The sequence below is a fragment of the Clostridium sp. CM74B_53 genome, assembly GCF_036318045.1.
GTDB lineage: Bacteria > Bacillota > Clostridia > Lachnospirales > Lachnospiraceae > Pilosibacter.
Window position 1 is genome coordinate 25,328 of the sequence record NZ_JAWQDE010000004.1, and the last position, 19,655, is coordinate 44,982.

Annotated in this window: 21 protein-coding genes; 14 read left to right on the forward strand and 7 right to left on the reverse strand. The window is 49.6% G+C overall.

The annotated features are described in order from the left end of the window. Positions 1-113 precede the first annotated feature (113 nt). From V2546_RS04365 to V2546_RS04375, 3 genes are all read left to right on the forward strand, one after another. Positions 114-1,259 (forward strand): aldo/keto reductase, encoded by a 1,146-nt coding sequence (locus V2546_RS04365; RefSeq protein ID WP_329751640.1) that lies wholly within the window; start codon positions 114-116, stop codon positions 1,257-1,259. Positions 1,260-1,364: 105 nt separating this feature from the next. After that, positions 1,365-2,342 carry an EamA family transporter gene (locus V2546_RS04370; protein WP_329751642.1) on the forward strand — a complete coding sequence of 326 codons (978 nt, stop codon included), beginning with the start codon at positions 1,365-1,367 and terminating at the stop codon, positions 2,340-2,342. A gap of 126 nt (positions 2,343-2,468) precedes the next feature. Next, positions 2,469-2,942, forward strand: a complete 474-nt coding sequence (locus tag V2546_RS04375; RefSeq protein ID WP_329751643.1) for a YbaK/EbsC family protein — start codon at positions 2,469-2,471, stop codon at positions 2,940-2,942. A 176-nt stretch (positions 2,943-3,118) separates the two neighbouring features. Here the strand turns inward: V2546_RS04375 and V2546_RS04380 are convergent, their stop codons facing one another. Continuing rightward, complete coding sequence (locus tag V2546_RS04380; protein ID WP_118530625.1) at positions 3,119-4,483, reverse strand: sodium-dependent transporter; 1,365 nt, start codon at positions 4,481-4,483, stop codon at positions 3,119-3,121. A 412-nt stretch (positions 4,484-4,895) separates the two neighbouring features. Between V2546_RS04380 and V2546_RS04385 the strand changes: the two genes are divergently transcribed. After that, positions 4,896-5,630, forward strand: coding sequence for an ABC transporter ATP-binding protein (locus V2546_RS04385; RefSeq protein WP_118321263.1), 735 nt, complete (start codon positions 4,896-4,898; stop codon positions 5,628-5,630). A gap of 8 nt (positions 5,631-5,638) precedes the next feature. Further along, entirely contained in the window at positions 5,639-6,556 is a 918-nt protein-coding gene (locus V2546_RS04390) for a SufB/SufD family protein (RefSeq protein ID WP_486463523.1), read from the forward strand. Between the two features lie 185 nt (positions 6,557-6,741). Here V2546_RS04390 and V2546_RS04395 read toward each other — a convergent pair whose 3' ends face one another. The 4 genes from V2546_RS04395 to V2546_RS04410 all read right to left on the reverse strand — a co-directional run bounded on the left by V2546_RS04395 (position 6,742) and on the right by V2546_RS04410 (position 10,115). Further along, complete coding sequence (locus V2546_RS04395; protein WP_329751644.1) at positions 6,742-7,599, reverse strand: YitT family protein; 858 nt, start codon at positions 7,597-7,599, stop codon at positions 6,742-6,744. Positions 7,600-7,747: 148 nt separating this feature from the next. After that, the gene (locus V2546_RS04400; protein WP_215703287.1) at positions 7,748-8,515 is read right to left on the reverse strand and encodes a carboxymuconolactone decarboxylase family protein; all 768 of its coding nucleotides are present in this window, start codon (positions 8,513-8,515) and stop codon (positions 7,748-7,750) included. A 77-nt stretch (positions 8,516-8,592) separates the two neighbouring features. After that, positions 8,593-9,063 carry a flavodoxin gene (locus tag V2546_RS04405; RefSeq protein ID WP_329751645.1) on the reverse strand — a complete coding sequence of 157 codons (471 nt, stop codon included), beginning with the start codon at positions 9,061-9,063 and terminating at the stop codon, positions 8,593-8,595. Positions 9,064-9,191: 128 nt separating this feature from the next. Further along, positions 9,192-10,115, reverse strand: coding sequence for a LysR family transcriptional regulator (locus V2546_RS04410; protein WP_215703288.1), 924 nt, complete (start codon positions 10,113-10,115; stop codon positions 9,192-9,194). Positions 10,116-10,412: 297 nt separating this feature from the next. On the opposite strand from V2546_RS04410, the gene V2546_RS04415 reads away from it, so the two are divergent. The 5 genes from V2546_RS04415 to V2546_RS04435 all read left to right on the forward strand — a co-directional run bounded on the left by V2546_RS04415 (position 10,413) and on the right by V2546_RS04435 (position 13,688). After that, on the forward strand, positions 10,413-10,889 hold the full coding sequence (locus V2546_RS04415) for a pyridoxamine 5'-phosphate oxidase family protein (RefSeq protein ID WP_118530832.1): 477 nt from the start codon (positions 10,413-10,415) through the stop codon (positions 10,887-10,889). Between the two features lie 18 nt (positions 10,890-10,907). Further along, on the forward strand, positions 10,908-11,216 hold the full coding sequence (locus V2546_RS04420) for a hypothetical protein (RefSeq protein WP_215703289.1): 309 nt from the start codon (positions 10,908-10,910) through the stop codon (positions 11,214-11,216). A 36-nt stretch (positions 11,217-11,252) separates the two neighbouring features. Further along, on the forward strand, positions 11,253-11,699 hold the full coding sequence (locus tag V2546_RS04425) for a MerR family transcriptional regulator (protein ID WP_329751646.1): 447 nt from the start codon (positions 11,253-11,255) through the stop codon (positions 11,697-11,699). 138 nt (positions 11,700-11,837) lie between these two features. After that, complete coding sequence (locus V2546_RS04430) at positions 11,838-13,280, forward strand: AAA family ATPase (RefSeq protein WP_329751750.1); 1,443 nt, start codon at positions 11,838-11,840, stop codon at positions 13,278-13,280. 48 nt (positions 13,281-13,328) lie between these two features. Beyond that, positions 13,329-13,688 (forward strand): PD-(D/E)XK nuclease domain-containing protein, encoded by a 360-nt coding sequence (locus tag V2546_RS04435; protein ID WP_329751647.1) that lies wholly within the window; start codon positions 13,329-13,331, stop codon positions 13,686-13,688. A gap of 158 nt (positions 13,689-13,846) precedes the next feature. Here the strand turns inward: V2546_RS04435 and V2546_RS04440 are convergent, their stop codons facing one another. Next, positions 13,847-14,458, reverse strand: coding sequence for a 50S ribosomal protein L25 (locus V2546_RS04440; RefSeq protein ID WP_329751649.1), 612 nt, complete (start codon positions 14,456-14,458; stop codon positions 13,847-13,849). Between the two features lie 475 nt (positions 14,459-14,933). On the opposite strand from V2546_RS04440, the gene murI reads away from it, so the two are divergent. The 4 genes from murI to V2546_RS04460 all read left to right on the forward strand — a co-directional run bounded on the left by murI (position 14,934) and on the right by V2546_RS04460 (position 18,235). Continuing rightward, a complete protein-coding gene (gene murI, locus V2546_RS04445) occupies positions 14,934-15,707 on the forward strand; it encodes a glutamate racemase (RefSeq protein ID WP_118530641.1) in 774 nt (257 codons plus the stop codon). A gap of 144 nt (positions 15,708-15,851) precedes the next feature. Continuing rightward, positions 15,852-16,460: an NAD(P)H-dependent oxidoreductase gene (locus V2546_RS04450; protein WP_329751650.1), complete on the forward strand. Its 609-nt coding sequence runs from the start codon at positions 15,852-15,854 to the stop codon at positions 16,458-16,460. A gap of 453 nt (positions 16,461-16,913) precedes the next feature. Next, positions 16,914-17,474 (forward strand): RNA polymerase sigma factor, encoded by a 561-nt coding sequence (locus tag V2546_RS04455; RefSeq protein ID WP_329751651.1) that lies wholly within the window; start codon positions 16,914-16,916, stop codon positions 17,472-17,474. Beyond that, positions 17,456-18,235: a hypothetical protein gene (locus tag V2546_RS04460; protein ID WP_215703310.1), complete on the forward strand. Its 780-nt coding sequence runs from the start codon at positions 17,456-17,458 to the stop codon at positions 18,233-18,235. Before V2546_RS04455 ends, V2546_RS04460 begins: the two co-directional genes overlap by 19 nt. Positions 18,236-18,533: 298 nt before the next feature. Here the strand turns inward: V2546_RS04460 and aroE are convergent, their stop codons facing one another. Further along, complete coding sequence (gene aroE, locus V2546_RS04465) at positions 18,534-19,418, reverse strand: shikimate dehydrogenase (RefSeq protein ID WP_329751653.1); 885 nt, start codon at positions 19,416-19,418, stop codon at positions 18,534-18,536. Positions 19,419-19,655 lie beyond the last annotated feature (237 nt).

A 19,655-nucleotide genomic window follows, 5' to 3' on the forward strand; every position in this document is an offset into this window, starting at 1 on the left:
GAATATCTGCAAATCCCACTGCGTTATTGCAGGAAATTTTGCCGGACAGGAATGTGAAAACGAAGGAAATGAGTCAGAAAAAAATTATGGGATATGAAAAAGGAGAGAGACAGATGAGAACAAGGAGATTGGGGAAAACAGGTCTGATGGTGAGCGAGATCGGCTTTGGCGGCGAGTGGCTTGAGCGCCATCCGGAGGAAGAGAGCATCGAGCTGATCAAATATGCATCGAAAAAGGGGATTAACATCCTGGACTGCTGGATGGCGGACCCGAAATCAAGAAATATCATCGGTGAAGGGATTAAAGAGAACCGCAGCCAGTGGTTCATTCAGGGACATATCGGATCAACCTGGAAGGACAACCAGTATTTCCGCACGAGAGACATGAAATACGTTCGCCCGGCTTTTGAGGACCTTTTAAAGAGACTGCAGACCGATTACATCGATCTCGGCATGATCCATTACGTGGATTCTGAGGAAGAATGGGAGAAGATCCAGCATTCTGACTACCTGGACTATGTGATGGAATTAAAGGAAAAAGGCATCATCCGCCATATCGGAATGAGCTCCCACAACCCGAGGGTTGCGATGAAAGCGGCGGAATCCGGCTATGTGGAGATGATCCTCTTCAGCATCAATCCGGCGTTTGACATGCTGCCGGCGAGTGAAAATATCGACACAATGTTCGCGGATGAGTTTGATGCAGGGCTGAAAGGGACAGATCCGGACCGTGCAAAACTCTACAAGACATGTGAGGAGCACGATGTAGGGATCACGGTCATGAAAGGATTTGCGGGCGGAAGACTCTTCGATGCGAAACGTTCCCCGTTCGGCGTCTGTCTGACTCCGGTGCAGTGTATTCACTATGCGCTCACAAGACCGGGTGTCTGTTCCATCATGTGCGGGTATGACACGAAGGAACAGGTGGATGCGGCAGCAGGATACGAGACGGCTTCTGAGGAAGAGAAAGACTATGTGTCCGTGCTTGCGAACGCGCCGTTTCACTCCTACCGCGGGGAGTGCACCTACTGCGGACACTGCAAGCCGTGTGTCGCAAATCTGGACATTGCCATGATCAACAAATTTTATGATCTGGCGACCATGCAGCCGGAGGTCCCGGCGACGATCCAGTCCCACTATGAACTCCTGGACCATAAGGCATCTGAGTGCATCGGCTGTCATGCCTGCGAATCCCGCTGTCCGTTCGGAGTTCCGATCGCGGAGCGGATGGAGAAGACTGCGAAGTTATTTGGGTGTTAAGTGTTGACAAAACCTTTCAGGTAATTCCCTTGCGCGAACCGGGAATCGGATATATAATAAGCAGGTCCATTTCGGGCAAATACGAAAAGAGGGAAGAAAAAGCATATGTGGTTTTGGCTTGCACTGACAGCACTGTTGTGCTGGAGTGGCTCGGATCTGTTTTCAAAGATCGGTTGCCGCGGAAATGATAAGTACGCCCACTTAAAGATGGTTATTGCCGTCGGAATTGTGATGGGAGTACATGCACTTTATACGATCTTTGTAGGAGGTACGGTGGTAACATGGCATATCGCCATGGTGTATCTGCCGGTATCCCTGCTCTATATCTCGTCTATGACGCTTGGTTACATCGGTCTGAGGTACATTGAGCTTTCGATCTCCTCACCGATCTGCAACTCCTCAGGCGCTCTCGTTGCGGTGCTCTGCTTCTTAACGGGTGCCCTGGACGATGCGATCGAGGGGAACATGCGTCTTGCGGTGATCGGAGCGGTGGCTCTCGTGTGCATCGGCGTGATCGGGCTTGGTATTGTTGAGTCGAGGGAAGATGATGAACTGCGCCGGGAGCGCCAGGCTGCGTCCAATTATAAGTATGCGAAGTCCTGGCTGGCGCTGTTTCTGCCGGTGGCGTACTGTCTGCTCGATGCGGCCGGTACCTTCGCGGACACCATGGTGCTCGACAAGCTCGCAGGAGAGGCGGAGGCGGCCGGAATGTTCGCAACGGCAGAGGAATGCTCTTCCTACGCTGCGTCTGCGGCAAACAGCGCCTACGAGCTGACATTCCTGTTTGCGGCTTTCTGCTGCATCATCTACGTCGGTTTCATTAAGAAACAGAAGTTCACAGCTGCCCAGGAAGGTCCGAAATATCTCGGAGCTCTCTGCGAGACAGCCGGTCAGTTCGCGTATATCTTCGCACTCTCCGACACGGTCCACGCAGCGATCTCCGCGCCGATCATCTCCGCATACTGCGTCGCGTCAGTCGTATGGAGCCGGATCTTCCTGAAAGAGAAGCTTTCCTGGAAACACTATGCGATGATTGCACTGGTTGTGGTCGGGATCGTGATGCTCGGGGTGTTTGATATCTGATCGATGTGTATGTAAGAAAGACTGCTGTTGGTGACAGATCATATGCTGCCATCGACGGCAGTTTTTTTCACCATTTTCGGTGAAACGTGATAGAATAGGGACAGCTTGCAAAGGAGGAAACACATCATGTCATTAGAAAAAGCAAAAGCAGATCTTGATAAAAAAGGTTTTCTGGATCATGTGATCGAACTTGCAGATTCGACAGCAACGGTCGCAGAGGCGGCGGAGGCGCTTGGCGTAGAACCGGGAATGATCGCGAAGACGATGTCATTTTTACAGGGAGACGCGCCGGTCCTGATCCTGACGGAAGGAACCGCAAAGATTGATAACCATAAATACAAAGAAACCTTTCATGTGAAGGCGAAGATGATCCCGTTTGATGAAGTGGAAGAAAAGATCGGCCATGCGCCGGGCGGCGTGTGCCCGTTCGGGATCAATGACGGGATCGCGGTATATCTGGACGAGAGCTTAAAGCAGTTTACGACCGTTTACCCGGCAGCCGGAAACGACCACAGCGCGGTAAAACTCACGATCCCGGAGCTGGAGAAAGTCGCCGGTGCGAAAGGCTGGGTGGATGTATGTAAGGAGCCGGAAGAGTAGGGAAAACGGATAGTCCGGAAATCTGTACATCATGTTCAGGAAATTCATTGGAAGGCGATGAAATGCAGTTTCGCAAAAAATTCACGAAAAAAGAATTTCGCGGAATGTCAGAAAAATATAGAAAAAGAAAGAGTCATGTCATCCGACGAGAATGGCACGGCTCTTTCTTTTTACGGTTACATCGAGATCCACCCAAACGCATTCGCCACGGAGCTCACAAGAATGATCGCGGCAAAGATCGGGCAGAGGTATTTGATCATGAACTGGAAGATGGCTTTCCGCTTGAACGGGTGGCCGCCCTCGGTAACTTCGTTCTCGATCTTTTCCACACCGATGACTCTCGATACGAGCAGGCAGGTCGCGATCGCCGCGATCGGCATCATGACGGAGTTGGTCAGAAAATCGAAGAAATCAAGGAACTGCATTCCGATCACGGTAATGTCCGCCAGCGGACCATATCCGAGGCAGGAGAGTGTTCCGAGAAAGATCATGACAACGGTCATAAAGACGGTCGCTTTTTTCCGGCTCCAGTGCAGCTCATCCTCGAAGGTGGATACGGCGCTCTCGGTCAGGGCGATGGAGCTTGTGACCGCCGCAAACAGGACGAGGAGAAAGAACAGGATCCCTGTGCCTGTTCCGAATCCCATGCCCGCAAATACCTTCGGAAGTGTGATGAACATGAGGGAAGGTCCAGCCTGGAGAGTATCCGGGTCGCCGCCGGAGAAGGCAAAGACGGCCGGAATGATCATGAGTCCGGCCATGATCGCGATCGCAGTGTCAAAGATCTCAACATTTTTCGTCGAATCCTCGATCGAGGTGTCCTTTTTCATATAGGAGCCGAACGTGACGAGGATTCCCATCGCGATCGACAGGGAGTAGAACATCTGCCCCATCGCGGAGACGACGGTCATCCAGGAGAAGTTTTCGAGGTTTGGAACCAGGAAATATTTCACGCCTGCCATCGCGCCCGGTCTTGTCACGGAGTAGACCGCGATGATCACGGAGAGGATCACGAGGATCGGCATCATAAATTTTGAGACTCGCTCGATCCCGTTCCGGACACCCATGTAGATGATCACAACTGTGAACATGGTGAAGATCAGGAAGCAGATCTCCGCGGAAAATCCGTTGGAGATAAAGCCGGAGAAATAGTCGTCAGCCGCGAGTGCCTGTCCGTGTCCCAGAAGATACTCAAACAGGTATTTGATGACCCAGCCGCCGATCACGGAATAGTACGGCACGATCAGGATCGGGATCACGGCGTTGATCCAGCCGCCGGCGGACAGGAGTTTTGACTTTCCAAAGGATTCGTAGGCTCCGACCGGGCTTTTTTTCGTCATGCGCCCTAAGGAGGTCTCCGCCATGATCATCGTGTAGCCGAAGGTCAGCGCCAGGATGATATAGATCAGTAAGAAGATCCCGCCTCCGTATTTCGCGGCGAGATACGGGAAACGCCAGATGTTTCCCAGTCCCACGGATGCGCCCGCCGCCGATAAGACGAAACCGAGTTTTCCGGAGAACGAACTGCGTTTATGATTCATAATATAGTCTCCTCGTGTTTTTTTCACAAATACATTTGTGCGTGTAAGAGACAGTCTATCATAGAACATGCGAAAAAGCAATTTGATCTGCGGGAGACGGTGAAAATGGAATAGAGAGGCCGCCTGTCATAGTTTCAGCACATGGAATGACAGCGGATGTGGCAAACATCAGAGGAAGGTCGGGATAACAAATTTTGGAATCTGGAATGAAAAAATTCCGTGAAACAGAACATGTATAAAAAGAGGAACATCCGGAGAATCCTATAATTTGATGGCGAAATTGATAATTTTGCGCTATAATACACTCATACCTACCGGAAAATAGGATTTAACAAAACTCAGCGGTATTCGTGACTGGAGAAAAATGAGAGATTGTCAGAGTACGGGGGCATAGATACAGAGAGGTGAAATTGTGTTAAAAGCAGAAAATTTAGTCCTCCATGTGGAGGATAACGGGACGAAAAAATGTCTCCTGGATCATATTTCTTTCCAGGTGGACGATGGAGAAATGCTGGTGATCACGGGACCGAACGGCGGCGGTAAGTCTACGCTGGCGAAGGTCCTGATCGGGATCGAGAAGGCGGAGAGCGGAAAGATCTTTTTAAACGGGGAGGATATCACGGATTACGATATCAACCACCGTGCGAATGCCGGGATCGGCTACGCGTTCCAGCAGCCGCCGAGATTTAAGGGAATGACGGTGCAGAGACTTCTCGCACTGGCAGCAGGAAGAGAAATGTCAGACGTCGAGTGCTGTAAGTTATTATCGGATGTCGGACTCTGCGCGGAGGAATATTTAAACCGCCAGATCGATGGAACGCTCTCCGGCGGCGAGATGAAACGGATCGAGATCGCGACAGTTCTTGCGAAGGAACATACCTTATGTATTTTTGATGAGCCGGAAGCCGGGATCGACCTCTGGAGCTTTTCCATGCTGATCCATAAATTCGAGGAGATCCACAAAGAGAAAAAACAGAGTCTGATCGTGATCTCCCACCAGGAGAAGATCATCAGCATGGCGGACCGGATCATGGTGATCGATGATGGAAAGATCAAGGCGGAAGGTCTCAGAGAAGATGTCCTTCCGTGCCTGAACGGTCTCGATAAATGTCATACATGTGCAGGAAAAGCGGGGGTGAGAGCGTAATGGTAGAGCTGGATCATGTAGTAGAAGAAGTATTGAAAGTCATCAATGACAATGGATTTTCCCAGAAAGGCGCTTTCAACCTGCGTCAGAACGGAACTTCCATCTGCCACGGGGACAGTGAGCACATCAAGATCAAAAAGAAGACGGACAAGCCGGGGATCGATATCTATATCGACGGCGAGACAAAGGGCGAGAAGGTCTATATTCCGGTCGTTGTCAGCGTTTCCGGCATGACGGATCTTGTATATAATGATTTTTACATCGCAGATGGCGCGGACGTGACGATCGTTGCGGGATGCGGGATCCACAACAGCGGCTGCAATGAGAGCCGTCATGACGGGATCCATACCTTCCATGTCGGAAAGAACGCGAATGTCTGTTATCAGGAAAAGCATTACGGAGAGGGAAACGGGACCGGCGGTCGTGTGCTGAATCCGGTGACGAATATCTATGTGGGAGAAAACTCCGTATTTACGCTGGATACGGCGCAGATCAAGGGCGTTGACTCTACGGTCCGCGAGACGCTTGTCGAGATGGAGAAAAACTCCAGACTGTATGTGACTGAACGCCTGATGACCGAGGGAGAGCAGACGGCGGAGTCCAACATCGAGGTCCGCTTAAACGGGGAGGAGAGCTCCGCACAGATCATCTCCAGATCCGTCGGAAAGGGAAATTCCGTCCAGACGTTCCACCCGAAGGCGGTCGGCAACAACAAGTGCCAGGCGCATATCCAGTGTGACTCGATCATCATGGACCATGCGGAGATCGGCTCGATCCCGGAGATCCGCGCGCGTGATCTCAACGCGGCAATCATCCATGAGGCGGCGATCGGAAGGATCAACGATGAGCAGTTATTAAAGCTCCGGACTCTGGGACTTACCGAGGAAGAAGCGGAGAACGTGATCATCGAGAATTTCCTGAATTAAACGGGAAGCTGAAGACGGGAATTTTATATAGAAAGATTTCGTACAAATCCAGATTGATAAAAAACAGGTCCGCAGGTGAAGATCACCGGTGCGGACCTGTTTGATTTACGCGAACAACGAGCCAAAGTCTGCGCTTGCGCGAGAACTTGGCGACTGTCGCGATAATAAGGGAAATATTGTTTTTTTTAGAAGTACGTCCGTCTCTTCGGTGTATTCCAGCTTCCGACAACGCGCTTTACGTTGGAGATCGTGACAAACGCGTTAGGATCTTTTGACTGGACATAGTCCATAAACTGACCATATTCCTTCTTTGTGAGGATCGCCAGGATCTCGCTCTTCTGGGCATCGCTGTAGCCGCCGGTGGCCGTGTAGACAGTGATGCCGCGCTGGAGATTCTCGATCACATAGCGGCGGAATTCATCGTTGTGCTCGGAGATTACGCACACCCGGATCTTTCCGGTGAACTCATCGATAAAGTAGTCCAGAACGAGACCGCTGAGGTAAGTGGACAGGGCGCCGACGATCACGGTCTGGAGATCGTAGGCAAAGTAGGAGCTTGCGACGGTCACAAGACCAGCGATGATGATGGATTTTCCGAGATCCATATGGAGATATTTGTTCATGATTTTCGCGATAATGTCGAGACCGCCGGACGCGGCGTTTGCGTTAAAGAGGACGGCCTGTCCGTAGCAGATCACAACGATCATGCCGACTACGTCCAGGGCGATGTTCCCCGTCGGAGATCCCGGATCCGGGAAGGCGGTTTCAAATACGAAGAGAAGTACCGGGAGCAGGATGGAGATGAAGATGATCTTTGTCCCGAAGGTCTTATCGATAAAGAGAAACGCCAGGATGATGCAGATGATGTTTAAGATCAGCGTCATGACGGAGAGCGACAGCGGAATGAAATTTACGAGGACCACCGCGAGTCCGGTGATGCTTCCGCTGACAATGTGGTTCGGATTCATGAAAAAATAGACTCCCACGGCGATGATGAAAGTACCGAAGAAGATCGTGGAGAAATATTTTAGTTTTTCGAACATACTGTACGTCCTTTTTCTGTCAGATTTTTGCAGAGTTTCCAAAAACAGGAGACACTGTCTGCGTGTAAATCATAGAGAAAAAAGAGCGGATTGTCAAACAGGCGCTTTGCAGTGTGAGCGCTTGTATGCGGCAAAGTGCGGGATCATCCTATTTCAGTTTCCCGTACTCCTCATCAGAAACGGTCTCACACCATTCGTTGGAGTTCTCTTCGCCCGGAACTTCGATGGCGAGATGGGAGAACCAGGAATCCGGAGCGGCACCGTGCCAGTGTTTGACTTCCGCCGGAATATTGATGCAGTCGCCCGGCTTCATCTCGATGGCTTCTTTGCCTTCCTCCTGATAGTAGCCGCGTCCGGCCACGCATACAAGGATCTGTCCGCCGCCGCTCTTTGCGTGGTGGATATGCCAGTTGTTGCGGCAGCCGGGTTCGAAGGTCACATTGAACACACCGACCTGCTTGGTGGATACCGGTGCGAGATAGCTCTGACCGACGAAGTATTTTGCGAAGGCGTCATTCGGGGCGCCGATCGGGAAGATCATGGACTTTGCATGGGCTCTCATGGCCTCGTCCTTGTAAGGAAGATCGCCTTCATTCATCTGCCATACTTCTTTTGCAAGGTTGAAGACGGCCCAGCCCTTCGGCCAGCCGACGTAGAATGCCACATGGGTGATGATCGCAGCGATCTCTTTCTGGGTGACGCCGTGTGCTTTTGCATTCTTTAAGTGGAACACGAGGGAAGAATCCGTGATCCCGGAGGACATGAGTGCCACAACGGTGATGATACTTCTAGTTTTTACATCGATGTCCTGGTTGTTCCAGTTTTCTCCGAAGAGGACATCGTCATTAAAATGCGCGAACTGGGGAGCAAATTCGCCCAGCGCGTTTCTTCCTGCTGTCTGTACAATTTTTGCCATGTTTTTTCTCCATTTCCGGATCGACTGCAGGCTGCATGATCCTGGATCATGTCAGTCTGCAGCCGGTTTCTGCTTTATTATAAGGATTTTACCCAATCAGCGATCTCCTGTCTGGAAGATCTGTTTAAAAGCTTTCCTTCCACGATCTCTGCACCAGGTGCGGACGGTTTTAATTCTTTTACTGTGTTGCCGAATCCGCTGCCGCCGGATGTCGCGAAGAGGACGATCTTCTTGCCTGTAAAGTCGTAGGACTCAAGGAAGGTGTTCACGATTGTCGGAGCGACATACCACCAGATCGGGAAGCCGAGGATCACGGTATCATAAGCGCTCATATCGATATCCGCCTTTACGATCTCCGGTCTGAATTTCTTGTCATTCATCTCCACGCTGCTTCTGGATTTTTTGTCCATCCAGTTTAAATCTGCTGTTGTATATGCCACCTTCGGTGTGATCTCGCAGAGATCAGCGTTTCCTGCTTCTGCGATCTGCTCTGCAATTTTCTTTGTTGTTCCGCCTGCACTGAAATATGCGACTAATTTTTTTGCCATTTGAATTACCTCCTGTGAAAACAAGTTCGCGTAAATAAAAAGGATGCAGAAAGAAGATATGGATCTTCTTATGCATCCATTGTAGTTCTAAGATTTTTGAATGTCCAATACCTATATCAAATCATGATTTATGCCTTGCAGGCATTTAACGAAATCAGAGAAGTTCCTGCATCATGAGTGGCCACGGAACTGATGATCTCGATAAATTTGTTGACCGCATGGGAGTTCGGCAGATTTCTCTGCCATGCGATCACGGTACTAGAGGTGATCTCTGGGAAGAGTTTCCGCTGAACGAGCAGGTCAGGCCGCCAGTATCTTGCCGCACCGGCGACAGATACCGGGTATCCCAGCCCGTAAAAGGCCATGACTCCGGCATTTGTTCCGAGATTGCTGGTGAATGCGATCTGGAGCTTATCGAAGTCTTTTCCGAACCAGTTTGCGATCTCACTCTGGACTCCGGTGCGCTCCGGGAGGATCAGCGGTTTCCCGAGGAGATCCTGCTTTGTGATGAATTCTTTCCCGGCGAGCGGATCGTCCGGGCGCATCCCGACGACCCAGTGGTCACTTTCCGGGATCCGGATGTAGTCGAGACCTTCTGTATCCACAGGTTCCAGGAACATCCCGATGTCCACGAGACCTTTTTTCATCATCTCGTAGACCGTATCCGCCGTGGCGGTGTGGATCGCGATCTGTACGAGCGGATATTTTTCACGGCAGACTTTGCAGATTTCTGCCAGGATCTCGACGGCTGCGAATTCCCCGCAGCCGATCGTGACGCTGCCGTCGATGACTTCCTCGGTCCCTTTCAACTCCTCCAGAGTCCGCTTTTCGAGATCCAGCATTTCGAGAGCGCGGCGCTTTAGGAGAATCCCCTCGTCGGTCAGGGTGATCGTCCGCCCGTTCCGGTTAAAGAGAGAAATGCCGAGCTCTTCCTCGAACGCGGCTAACTGCCTGGAGAGAGTCGGCTGGGTGATATGAAGCTGTTCGGCGGCTTTTGTGAAGCTTTGTTCTTTGGCTACTGTGAGAAAGTAGCGGAGTATTCTGAGATCCATATAGAAATTCCTTTTTTGAGTCGGATGATTTTCAGTAATCGTGAAGAGGCGGAACAATTTCGATTTTTAGAGGGCCGTAACTGGGAGAGTAGGGAGTAGTTCCGATAATTCTATATTAACTGGAATTTCAGAATTTGTCATCCGGGTTTTTTGATAATTGTTGTCAGGGCGGTAATGTGGTAAAATGAGGAAAATATGTTTTATGGAAACAATCATGACTTTTTGCAGATATGTACAGGAAAGTCTGATGAGACTGAAAATGGAAAAAAGAGATTATTCGGGAGATGGAGGAGAGAGATGTTCAGGGAAATTCGGAAAAAGAAAAATGCAATTACGGCTGATGCGGCAGAATCACTTCTGGAAAAGAGCAGACGCGGTGTTCTCGCGGTAAACGGGGATGACGGTTATCCGTATGCGATCCCGGTCAACTATTTTTACGACAGAAACGAGCAGAAGATCTATTTCCATGGCGCGCGCGCAGGACACAAGGTCGATGCGCTGCGGGCTTCGGATAAGGTGTGCTTTACGGTTTACGGAAATGAAACGATCCGGGAGGAAGCATGGGCGCCGTATATGCAGAGCACGGTCGTCTTCGGCAGATGCCGCCTGCTTGAGACGGGGGAGGAGACGCTTGCCCTGTTGAAACGGTTTGCAATGAAATATTACCCGGATGAGAAACTGGCGGATGAGGAAATCGCGCAGGCGGGAAGAGCGGCACAGGTCTTTGAGATCGAGATCGAACATCTCAGCGGGAAAGAAGTTCAGGAACGATAAAACTTACGGAGGCAGAGTTTGAAAGTAGAACAGGATGTGATGGCTTACGGAGTGGAGAAGGACAATGCGGGCTGCTATTTTATTGAAGATGAAATCATCCTGAGAAAGCCTGAAAAGATCGAAAACAACAAAGAATTCTGCGACTGCAGCTTCCGTTGGAAGTTTACGGAGAACGATGCGCACGGCGTCAGCATCGGAAAGACACTCCCTGCCTATCCGACAGATGTAAAAAACGTGTATCCGAAGGAAGCGTTTACCGCAGAAAATGCGGCAAAGATCCCGTGTGAGCAGGTGCTGGGGACGTATTGGGTTGTGTTTGAGAGATAGAAAAGTATTATAAAGAACCGGGAGAGGAAGATTAACATGGCATATACGGTAGGAGAAACGGCGAGGATGCTTCATGTTCCGGCATCCACGCTCCGATATTATGATAAAGAGGGACTTCTTCCATCTGTAGAGCGGACGTCCGGTGGAATCCGGATGTTCAAGGATGATGATATTGAGTGGCTCAGGATCATCGACTGTCTGAAAAAGTCCGGGATGTCGATCCGGGATATCCGCGAGTACATTGCGCTCGTAGCGCAGGGAGATTCGACGATCAATGAGAGACTGCAGCTTTTTTACCGTCAGCGCGAGATCTTAAAGGCGCAGATGCGGGAACTGCAGAAAACGCTGGACACACTCGACTATAAATGCTGGTTTTATGAGACCGCAAAAGAGGCAGGAACCGTTGAAGTCCCGCAGCAGATGGCGGCAGAGGAATTGCCGGAAAGGTTCCGGAGTGTGCGTGCACAGCTGCAGGAACTTTAAGGGAGAAAGAACATGAATAATACAGGAACAATGTGATATATATATATGACATAATTCCGAAACAAAATTGACAAAGTTCTTTTTGCAAGGTATGCTGTAGCTATAAAAGATGTCAGGAGGTGTTGCGAAGTGACGGAAATGATCCCGGTCAGAGAAGCGGCAAAACGCTGGAATATAACAGAACGAAGAGTTTCAACTCTGTGCAAAAACGGAAAAATTGATGGAGCAGAAAAGCAGGGAAAACGCTGGATGATCCCGAAAGACGCGCAGAAACCGGCAGATCAGCGGATAAGGACGGGCGTTTACCGGAAAGCGGAACGGCCAGCAAAGCTGCCTCTGCCGATCGGAGTTTCCGATTATTGTCTTGCATCATCGGAATACTACTACATCGACAAGACGATGATGATCAAAGATTTTATCGATGAGCGTCCAATGGTAACCTTGTTTACCCGTCCTCGCCGCTTTGGCAAGACTCTCAATATGGATATGCTGCGCACCTATTTTGAAAAGAGCGACAGGGATACATCCATCTACTTCAACAACAAAAAAATATGGACCTGCGGACAGAAATATAGAGATTATCAAGGAAAATACCCGGTGATCTTTCTCACGTTTAAGGATGTAAAATTCAATACCTGGGAAGAAACATTTGCGGCTATCCGCGATATTTTTGCTAAAGAAACCAGACGCCATAAAGAACTGCAGACCAGTGAAAAATGCGATGAATATAGCAGACAGATCTATGCGAACTTAGCGGCCGGAAAGACGGGGGAGGTGGAACTGGCTTCTGCACTTCTGGATCTGTCAGCAATGCTTCACAGCCATTACGGCATAGCCCCCATTATCATTATCGATGAATATGATACTCCGATCCAGCAGGGATATATGAAAGGCTTTTATGATAAGGTCATTCAGTTTATGCGAAACCTGTTTTCAGGTGGCTTCAAGGATAATAAACATCTTTCGTTCGGCTTCCTTACTGGAATTTTAAGGGTTGCAAGAGAAAGCATTTTCAGTGGGATGAATAACCTGGCGATCAACTCGGTGCTGGACAATAAATACAGTTCCTATTTTGGATTTACAGCAGATGAAGTGAGAGAGATGGCGGAATATTATGGAGCTGCAGACCAATATGATGAGATCTGTCAATGGTATGATGGCTACCGGTTTGGCAGGACTGAGATCTTTAATCCATGGTCAGTAGTCAGCTATTTCAGCAGCGAATGTGAGCCGAGACCGTACTGGGTATCCACTGGCAGCAATGACATTATCGGGGAGATCCTGGCGGAGGCGGATAAGGAGATCTATAGTCGTCTGACTTCGCTGATCAATGGGGAAACTTTCACCACCTATATTGATACAGGAGTGATTTATCCGCAGATCAGGAGCAATCCATCGACCATTTACAGTTTCCTTTTGATGACCGGATACCTGAAAGTCCTGAAAACTATGACGTCGTTCATTGGAGATATTATGTGCGAAGTTGCCTTGCCAAACCGTGAGATCGCACTTGTGTATAATAAAGAGATTCTTCAGCGGCTTGGGAACATGATTCCTCAATCTACGGCGATTGCGATTTAGGAAGCTATTTTCTCTGGAGACAATCACAGACTGAAAACGCAGATACAGATGCTGTTGACCCAGTCCGTGAGCTCTTTTGATACGGCAGGAGAAAATTTTTATCATGGATTTATGCTGGGATTGTGTGCTTTGATGAACGGCGCTTTTGCAACATCCAACAGAGAATCCGGAGATGAACGTTACGATATTCAGTTAAAACCGATCCGAAAAGGTCTTCCTGGAATTCTGATCGAACTGAAGGCGGAGAAAAACTGCAGCGCTGAAAAACTGAAAAAACTGTCAGAGACCGCTTTGAAACAGATTGAAGACAAGAAATATGATACAGAACTACTTTCCGCCGGCGTTACAGGGATCTACAAGTATGGTGTAGCTTTCAGTGGAAAAAAGGTTGAAGTGACAGCAGGATAAAGAAGGAGAAAGGGGATCACACCTCAGTGGGTGGATCCCCTTTTTGAAAAATGTTTAAGTTTTCTGTGAAACTGCTAAAAAAACTGGCGGCGCCGCCCACAGGGGAGCAGTACCGCCAGTTTTGATTTTATTTGATAAATTATTCGATCCCAGAGCAATTACTTGGTCTCTTTGTCATCTGCAGCTGCTGTGCCAGGAGCTGTTGTCACTTCAGTAGCCGGAACAACGTTGTGAACCGGGATGACGGAGAGTACAACTGCCTCCGGATCAGTCTTTAAGTCGATGTCTTTGTTCTTTGCGATCTCGAGATCTTTCACGTGGACAGTATCGCCGACCTTCAGGCCAGCGGCATCCAGAGTCGTTGTCTCAACAAGAGCGGACGGGAATGCCTTATAAGCAACCTCGCTTAAGTCTTCCTGAAGAACACCGCCGATAACGGCTTCACGGTTCAGGATCACGATCTCAGCAGTAGAAGAAACTTTCTCATCGCTTACCAGTGCCTGGAAATCGATCTCATCGATCTTTCTGGTCATGGAATTGTAATCAACTTCCTTGATCAGGACATCGTAAACCTGACCTTCGACATCAAGATTGATCTGGCCGCCTTTATGCTCTGTCTTTAAAAGACGATCAACATCCATTGCATTCATCTTTACCGGGATAGAACCTTCGATGGCATGTCCGAAAACATTGCCTGTAACAAATCCTTCTCTTCTTAATCTCTTTGCCTTAACATCCATGCTTCTTTTTTCAGCTTTTAAAGTAGTCATTTATCTTTTCCTCCAAAAATCTGATTGCCGGCAAACAACTTCTTTTGTTCTGCCGGATTCGCTTAGCAGCCCTCAGCTTTGAAAAGGGGGTTTTGTTAAGTTTGGTTGAACATTTGCTGTTCTCTTTGTTACAGCGTTAGTATAGCAGCATTTTGCAAAACAGATTAACCAAAAATGAAAAATATTTTGACAAAAATCTTAAAAATTGCACAAAAAGCGAAAGCGGGGAGGCTGTGGATGGTCAAGCGGAGGAAAATGTGGTAAGATGGATGAAAGATGGAAAATCCAGTAACAGTGGAGAGGATTGAAAAAGCAGACTCCGCAGATATGAGGGAATACCATGTTGATATTGTGCCAACAGAGCGGACTCCCTGAAAGAAGCGATGGGAGAATTGCGGCAGGAGATTCAGCGATACGGAAGCTCTGGCAGGCAGAGTGATATATAAGAACAGAAAAACGGTGAGGTGACAGAAAAATGAGTACAGACAATCGCCCGATTGGCGTTTTGGATTCCGGACTTGGCGGGATCAGCGTGTTAAGAGAGCTGGTCAAACTGATGCCGGGAGAAGATTTTATTTATTATGGAGATTCGGCGAATGCCCCATACGGAACGAGAACGCCGGAGGAGGTCATCGACCTGACAAAAAAAGATGTGGAATTTCTGCTGGAGCGGGGCGCAAAAGCAATCGTCGTGGCCTGCAATACAGCGACAAGTGTGGCGATCAAAGAACTTCGAGCCGCATATGAGGAGGTTCTCCCGGTGATCGGGATCGAACCGGCGTTAAAACCTGCGGTCAAGGCAAAGGAACATTCCAAAGTCGTCGTCATGGCAACCCCGATGACGCTGTCACAGACGAAATTTAATTCGATGATGCATATTTATGAGGACGATGCGAACATCATCAAGATGCCGTGTCCGGGACTTGTGGAATATATTGAAAGCGGCGTGCTCGATGGACCGGTTCTCGATGCTTATCTGGAAAAACAGTTTGCACCGTACGACAAAGCAGAGATCGATGCGGTCGTTCTCGGATGTACGCATTATCCGCTGATCCGTGAGGTGATCCAGAAACATCTGCCGGGAGTTTTCGTTTACGACGGCGGATTCGGGACCGCAAAGCAGACGAAAAGGCGTCTTGAGGAGCGCGGACTTCTCTCGGACCGGGAATCCGGCGGAAAAGTTGAGATCTTCAACAGCAGGAACACGGAGGAGATTCTGGAGCTGTCGAGACAGCTGCTGAATATGTGACAGCCAAAGGAAAATCTGTGATAAAGACGGTCTGAAATGTGTGCAGAAACAGTGAAATTGCTTTTGGCTTCATGATAAGTGTAAAAGCTGGATCAATATAGCAGAATCAGGTGCATGGGTAAAACATAAACAGGGAGATCAGCTATGAAAAAGTTATTATTCATTGATGCCTGCGTCAACCGCGGCATCTCAAGGACGGAACAGCTCGCACAGACGTTGTTAAAGGAAATGAATCAGAACGGGGAGTATGAGATCGAAACTTTAAATCTTGAGGATGAAGATCTGAAACTCTTCACAGGTAAGGAGAGTGCACTCCGGGAATCGCTCACAAGAGCAGGAAATTTTGAGGGACCGCTTTTCATTTACGCGAAGCAGTTCGCAGCTGCGGACCGGATCGTTGTTGCAGCTCCGTACTGGGATTTCTCATTCCCGGCGCGGATGAAATGTTATCTGGAGCAGATCTGCGTGACAGGTCTGACGTTTACATTCTCCTCCAAGGGCATTCCGGGCGGTCTGTGCCATGCAGACAGTCTCCACTATGTGACGACCAGCGGCGGATCCATCGGGGAGCTGAACCTCGGATATGAGTATCTGGAGAAGCTCTGCAAGGTCTATTACGGGATCCATGAGACCGTATGCTATACCGCTGAGGGACTCGACATCGAAGGGAACTCGGTGGAGGAGATCATGAAAGAGGCGGAAGAAAAGGCAGTTCAGAAGTACAGGGAGTTTACAAGCAGGAGCAAACTGTGACGAATCATATTCAGGAAAACGAAAAGCAGAAAGTCAGGAAATTTACGCTTGATGGCAAGCTGTGACTGAGAGAATATGAGTCTGGCATGTACGGAGCCCCTGAAAAAGAACGATCGGTCTGTACGGGTCAGGATCGCGGACCGGATGTGCATGCGTGTAAACTAAATAAACGGATCATGATACAGGACAGTGCGTCGACAGAAATGTGGAGCACTGTCCTGTTTTGTCTGGCAGGAAATTCCGATGAAATTTCCTGATAAATAAGAAGGTACGATGTGTCAATGATGCGTACTTGTGCGAAGGTGCGGATTGCTGCAGACAACTTAGCGTTAAGACTGAATGTGACGAAGCCAATTTTTTGTCTTTTTTATATAAATTATTAGAAAAAATGAACTTTCCTCAAGGTTCCTGTCTCTATAAGACAGATGCATCAAAAAAGAGAGGAGGCAGGACATGGATGAAGAGAATATCGTGAGACGGATGATCGATGGCGACATGGAGGCATTCGGAACGTTGATGGAGCGATATGAGAAGCCGGCGCTCAGAGCCGCATGGCTGATATCCGGAAATGCTGCGGACAGTGAGGACATTGTCCAGGAGACATTTACCGCCTGCTATTTAAACAGAAAGAAGCTCAGAGAGCCGGCGGCCTTTAAGACATGGTTTTACCGGATCCTCACGAGGTCGGCATGGAAGATCTGCAAAAAGACAGGGCGGGAGCGTCCGGAGGAGGAACCGGCATCCGGGCAGGAGGACACAAAACGGTCGGTCCTGGAAACCTGCATCATGAAGGAGGAGGAACGGATCCTTTTTGAGGCGGTGGAGAAGCTGCCGCCGAAACAGAAAACGGTTCTGATCCTTTACTATTATAATGACATGCCGATCCGCGAGATCGCGAAGGTCTGCGGAGTGTTCGAGGGCACGGTGAAATCAAGACTGTACCATGCGAAGGAGCAGTTAAAGAAGGTCCTCACGCAGGAGGAAGGAGGAAAAACATGGACGATCCTATCTTAGAAGAAAGACTGAAAAAAATGTTTGAGAGCCGCGCAGGAGAACTTCCGGATGAATCCCTGCGGGAGGTGCGGATCAGGAAACGTGTATATGAACAGATAGAAAGAGAGGAAACTCATATGAAGAGAGGATTTATGAAAAAGGCAGTGATCGCGGTGGCAGCGATCTGTGTATTTGGCAGCATGACAGCATTTGCGATCGGGAACATTGCGGGAGTGACATCGCACAGTGACCGGAGAGATGAGGTGCATACTTATGAACAGGCGTTAAAGCTTCAGGAGGAACATGGCCCGAAGGTAAATTTCCCGGAACAGTTTTCCAATGGATATACGTTCGAGAGTGCTGTCCCGGTGAACTATGAGACGAGTGACAAGGATGGAAATAAGCTGGGCAAGGGGATCCATCTCGACATTACTTACGGAAAAGAGGGGATGGAACCGATCACATTTTCTGCGGAAGTCGGTCTGGACGGCGGGAGCGCTCCGACGGATGTAAAGACGTGCGGGGATGGCACGGAACTTCGATTCTATAAGACGGTCAACAAATTTGTGCCGGCCAATTATGAACTCACCGAGGAGGACAAAAAGGCCCAGGAAGCGGGCAACTTTGACCTTGCTTACGGCAGTGATGAGATCGAGATCACAACCTCCTGTATGGTCGAGTGGGACATGGACGGTCAGGGGTACAGCCTGTTCAAGTTTGGCGAGGAGCTGAGCGCGGAGGAGATGTTCGCGATGGCGGAGGAGATCATCGATGCACAGTAAAGCGGTATATTTACAAATAAGGAGCGATTCGGGCAGCTTTTCATGGGTAGGGATGTTCTGAACGGAAAATGAGGTATTGAGGAAAATAAAAGAATCAGATCAACAAGTGAAAACACGCTTCGCGAGTTTCCCCTTGTTATCGCGACAGTCGCCAAGGTCTCGCGCAAGCGCGGACTTTGGCTCGTTGTTCGCGTAAATGAAAAAGCCGGTGAAATCGGGTGGAGCTACCCTGATTTCATCGGCTTTTTGTGAAATCCGGCATATCCGGGATGCAGGATCAAAAACTTGCAGAACTGTCTTATCTGGAGAAAAACTCACGTTTGATCTGCTCCACCGGCATCTCTTTTCCGGTCCAGAGGCGGAACGCCTCGGCGCCCTGGTAGAGGAGCATGTAGGAACCGTTGAAGAACGGGTTTCCCTGATGTTTTGCCATGGAGAGGAGTCTTGTCTCACGCGGATTGTAGATGATGTCGGATACGATGAGACCGTCCGGGAAGACGAGATCTTCCGGGACCGGGCAGGTATCCTCGTGCGGGGCCATGCCGACGGAGGTTCCGTTTGTGAGGATGGCGCTGTCTGCGAGTTCCTGTTTTAAGAGTTCAGCGTCGGAAAAATCGCAGATTTTGATCTTGCAGTCGGTGATCTTTGTGAGTTCGTCCACAGTATGTACCAGGCGGTCATAGAATCGGCTGGTCGGTCTCACGAAGACAGAGATTTCCTTTAAGCCGTCGAGTGCCGCCTGGACCAGGATCGCGGTCGCGGCGCCGCCGGCTCCGAGAAGAGTCATTTTTTTGCCGATGATGTCATAACCGGCATCTTTTACGGACTGCATGTAGCCGATGCCGTCGGTGTTATGGCCGATAAGGCGTCCGTTTTCGTTTACGACCGTGTTGACAGCGCCGATGATCCGGGCAGCGGTGGAGAGTTCGTCGCAGAGGGAGACCATGAGGTTTTTATCCGGCATGGTCAGGTTGAAACCGCGGGCACCGAGGACTTTTAAGCCGGCGACAGCGGTTGGAAGTGTTGCTTCATTTACGTCAAAGGCGAGATAGCGGTAGTCGAGACCGAGTGCTTCAAAGGATGCGTTGTGCATCATTGGGGAGATGCTGTGGGCGCAGGGACTGCCGAGAAGGCAGATCAGGGCGGTGTGGCCGGTGATCGGGGTGGGTGTATGATGTTCCATTTTATGGGTACCTCCGGGGGATTATTTTCATTTTTTCTATTATAGCAGTGGGGATGGGGGAATGCAATGGAGAGTGTGGGAATGGCATCTGTTAGATTGTTGGCGAGTGGTACGCGGTGAGTTTCCGGGCAGGAGTGCGGGGATGCGGGGAGGGTTCCTCTAAGCCCCCGGGAGACTGCTAAGAACGGAGAATCGGGGACACAACTCGCTGCGCTCAGACAAGTGTCCCCGATTCTC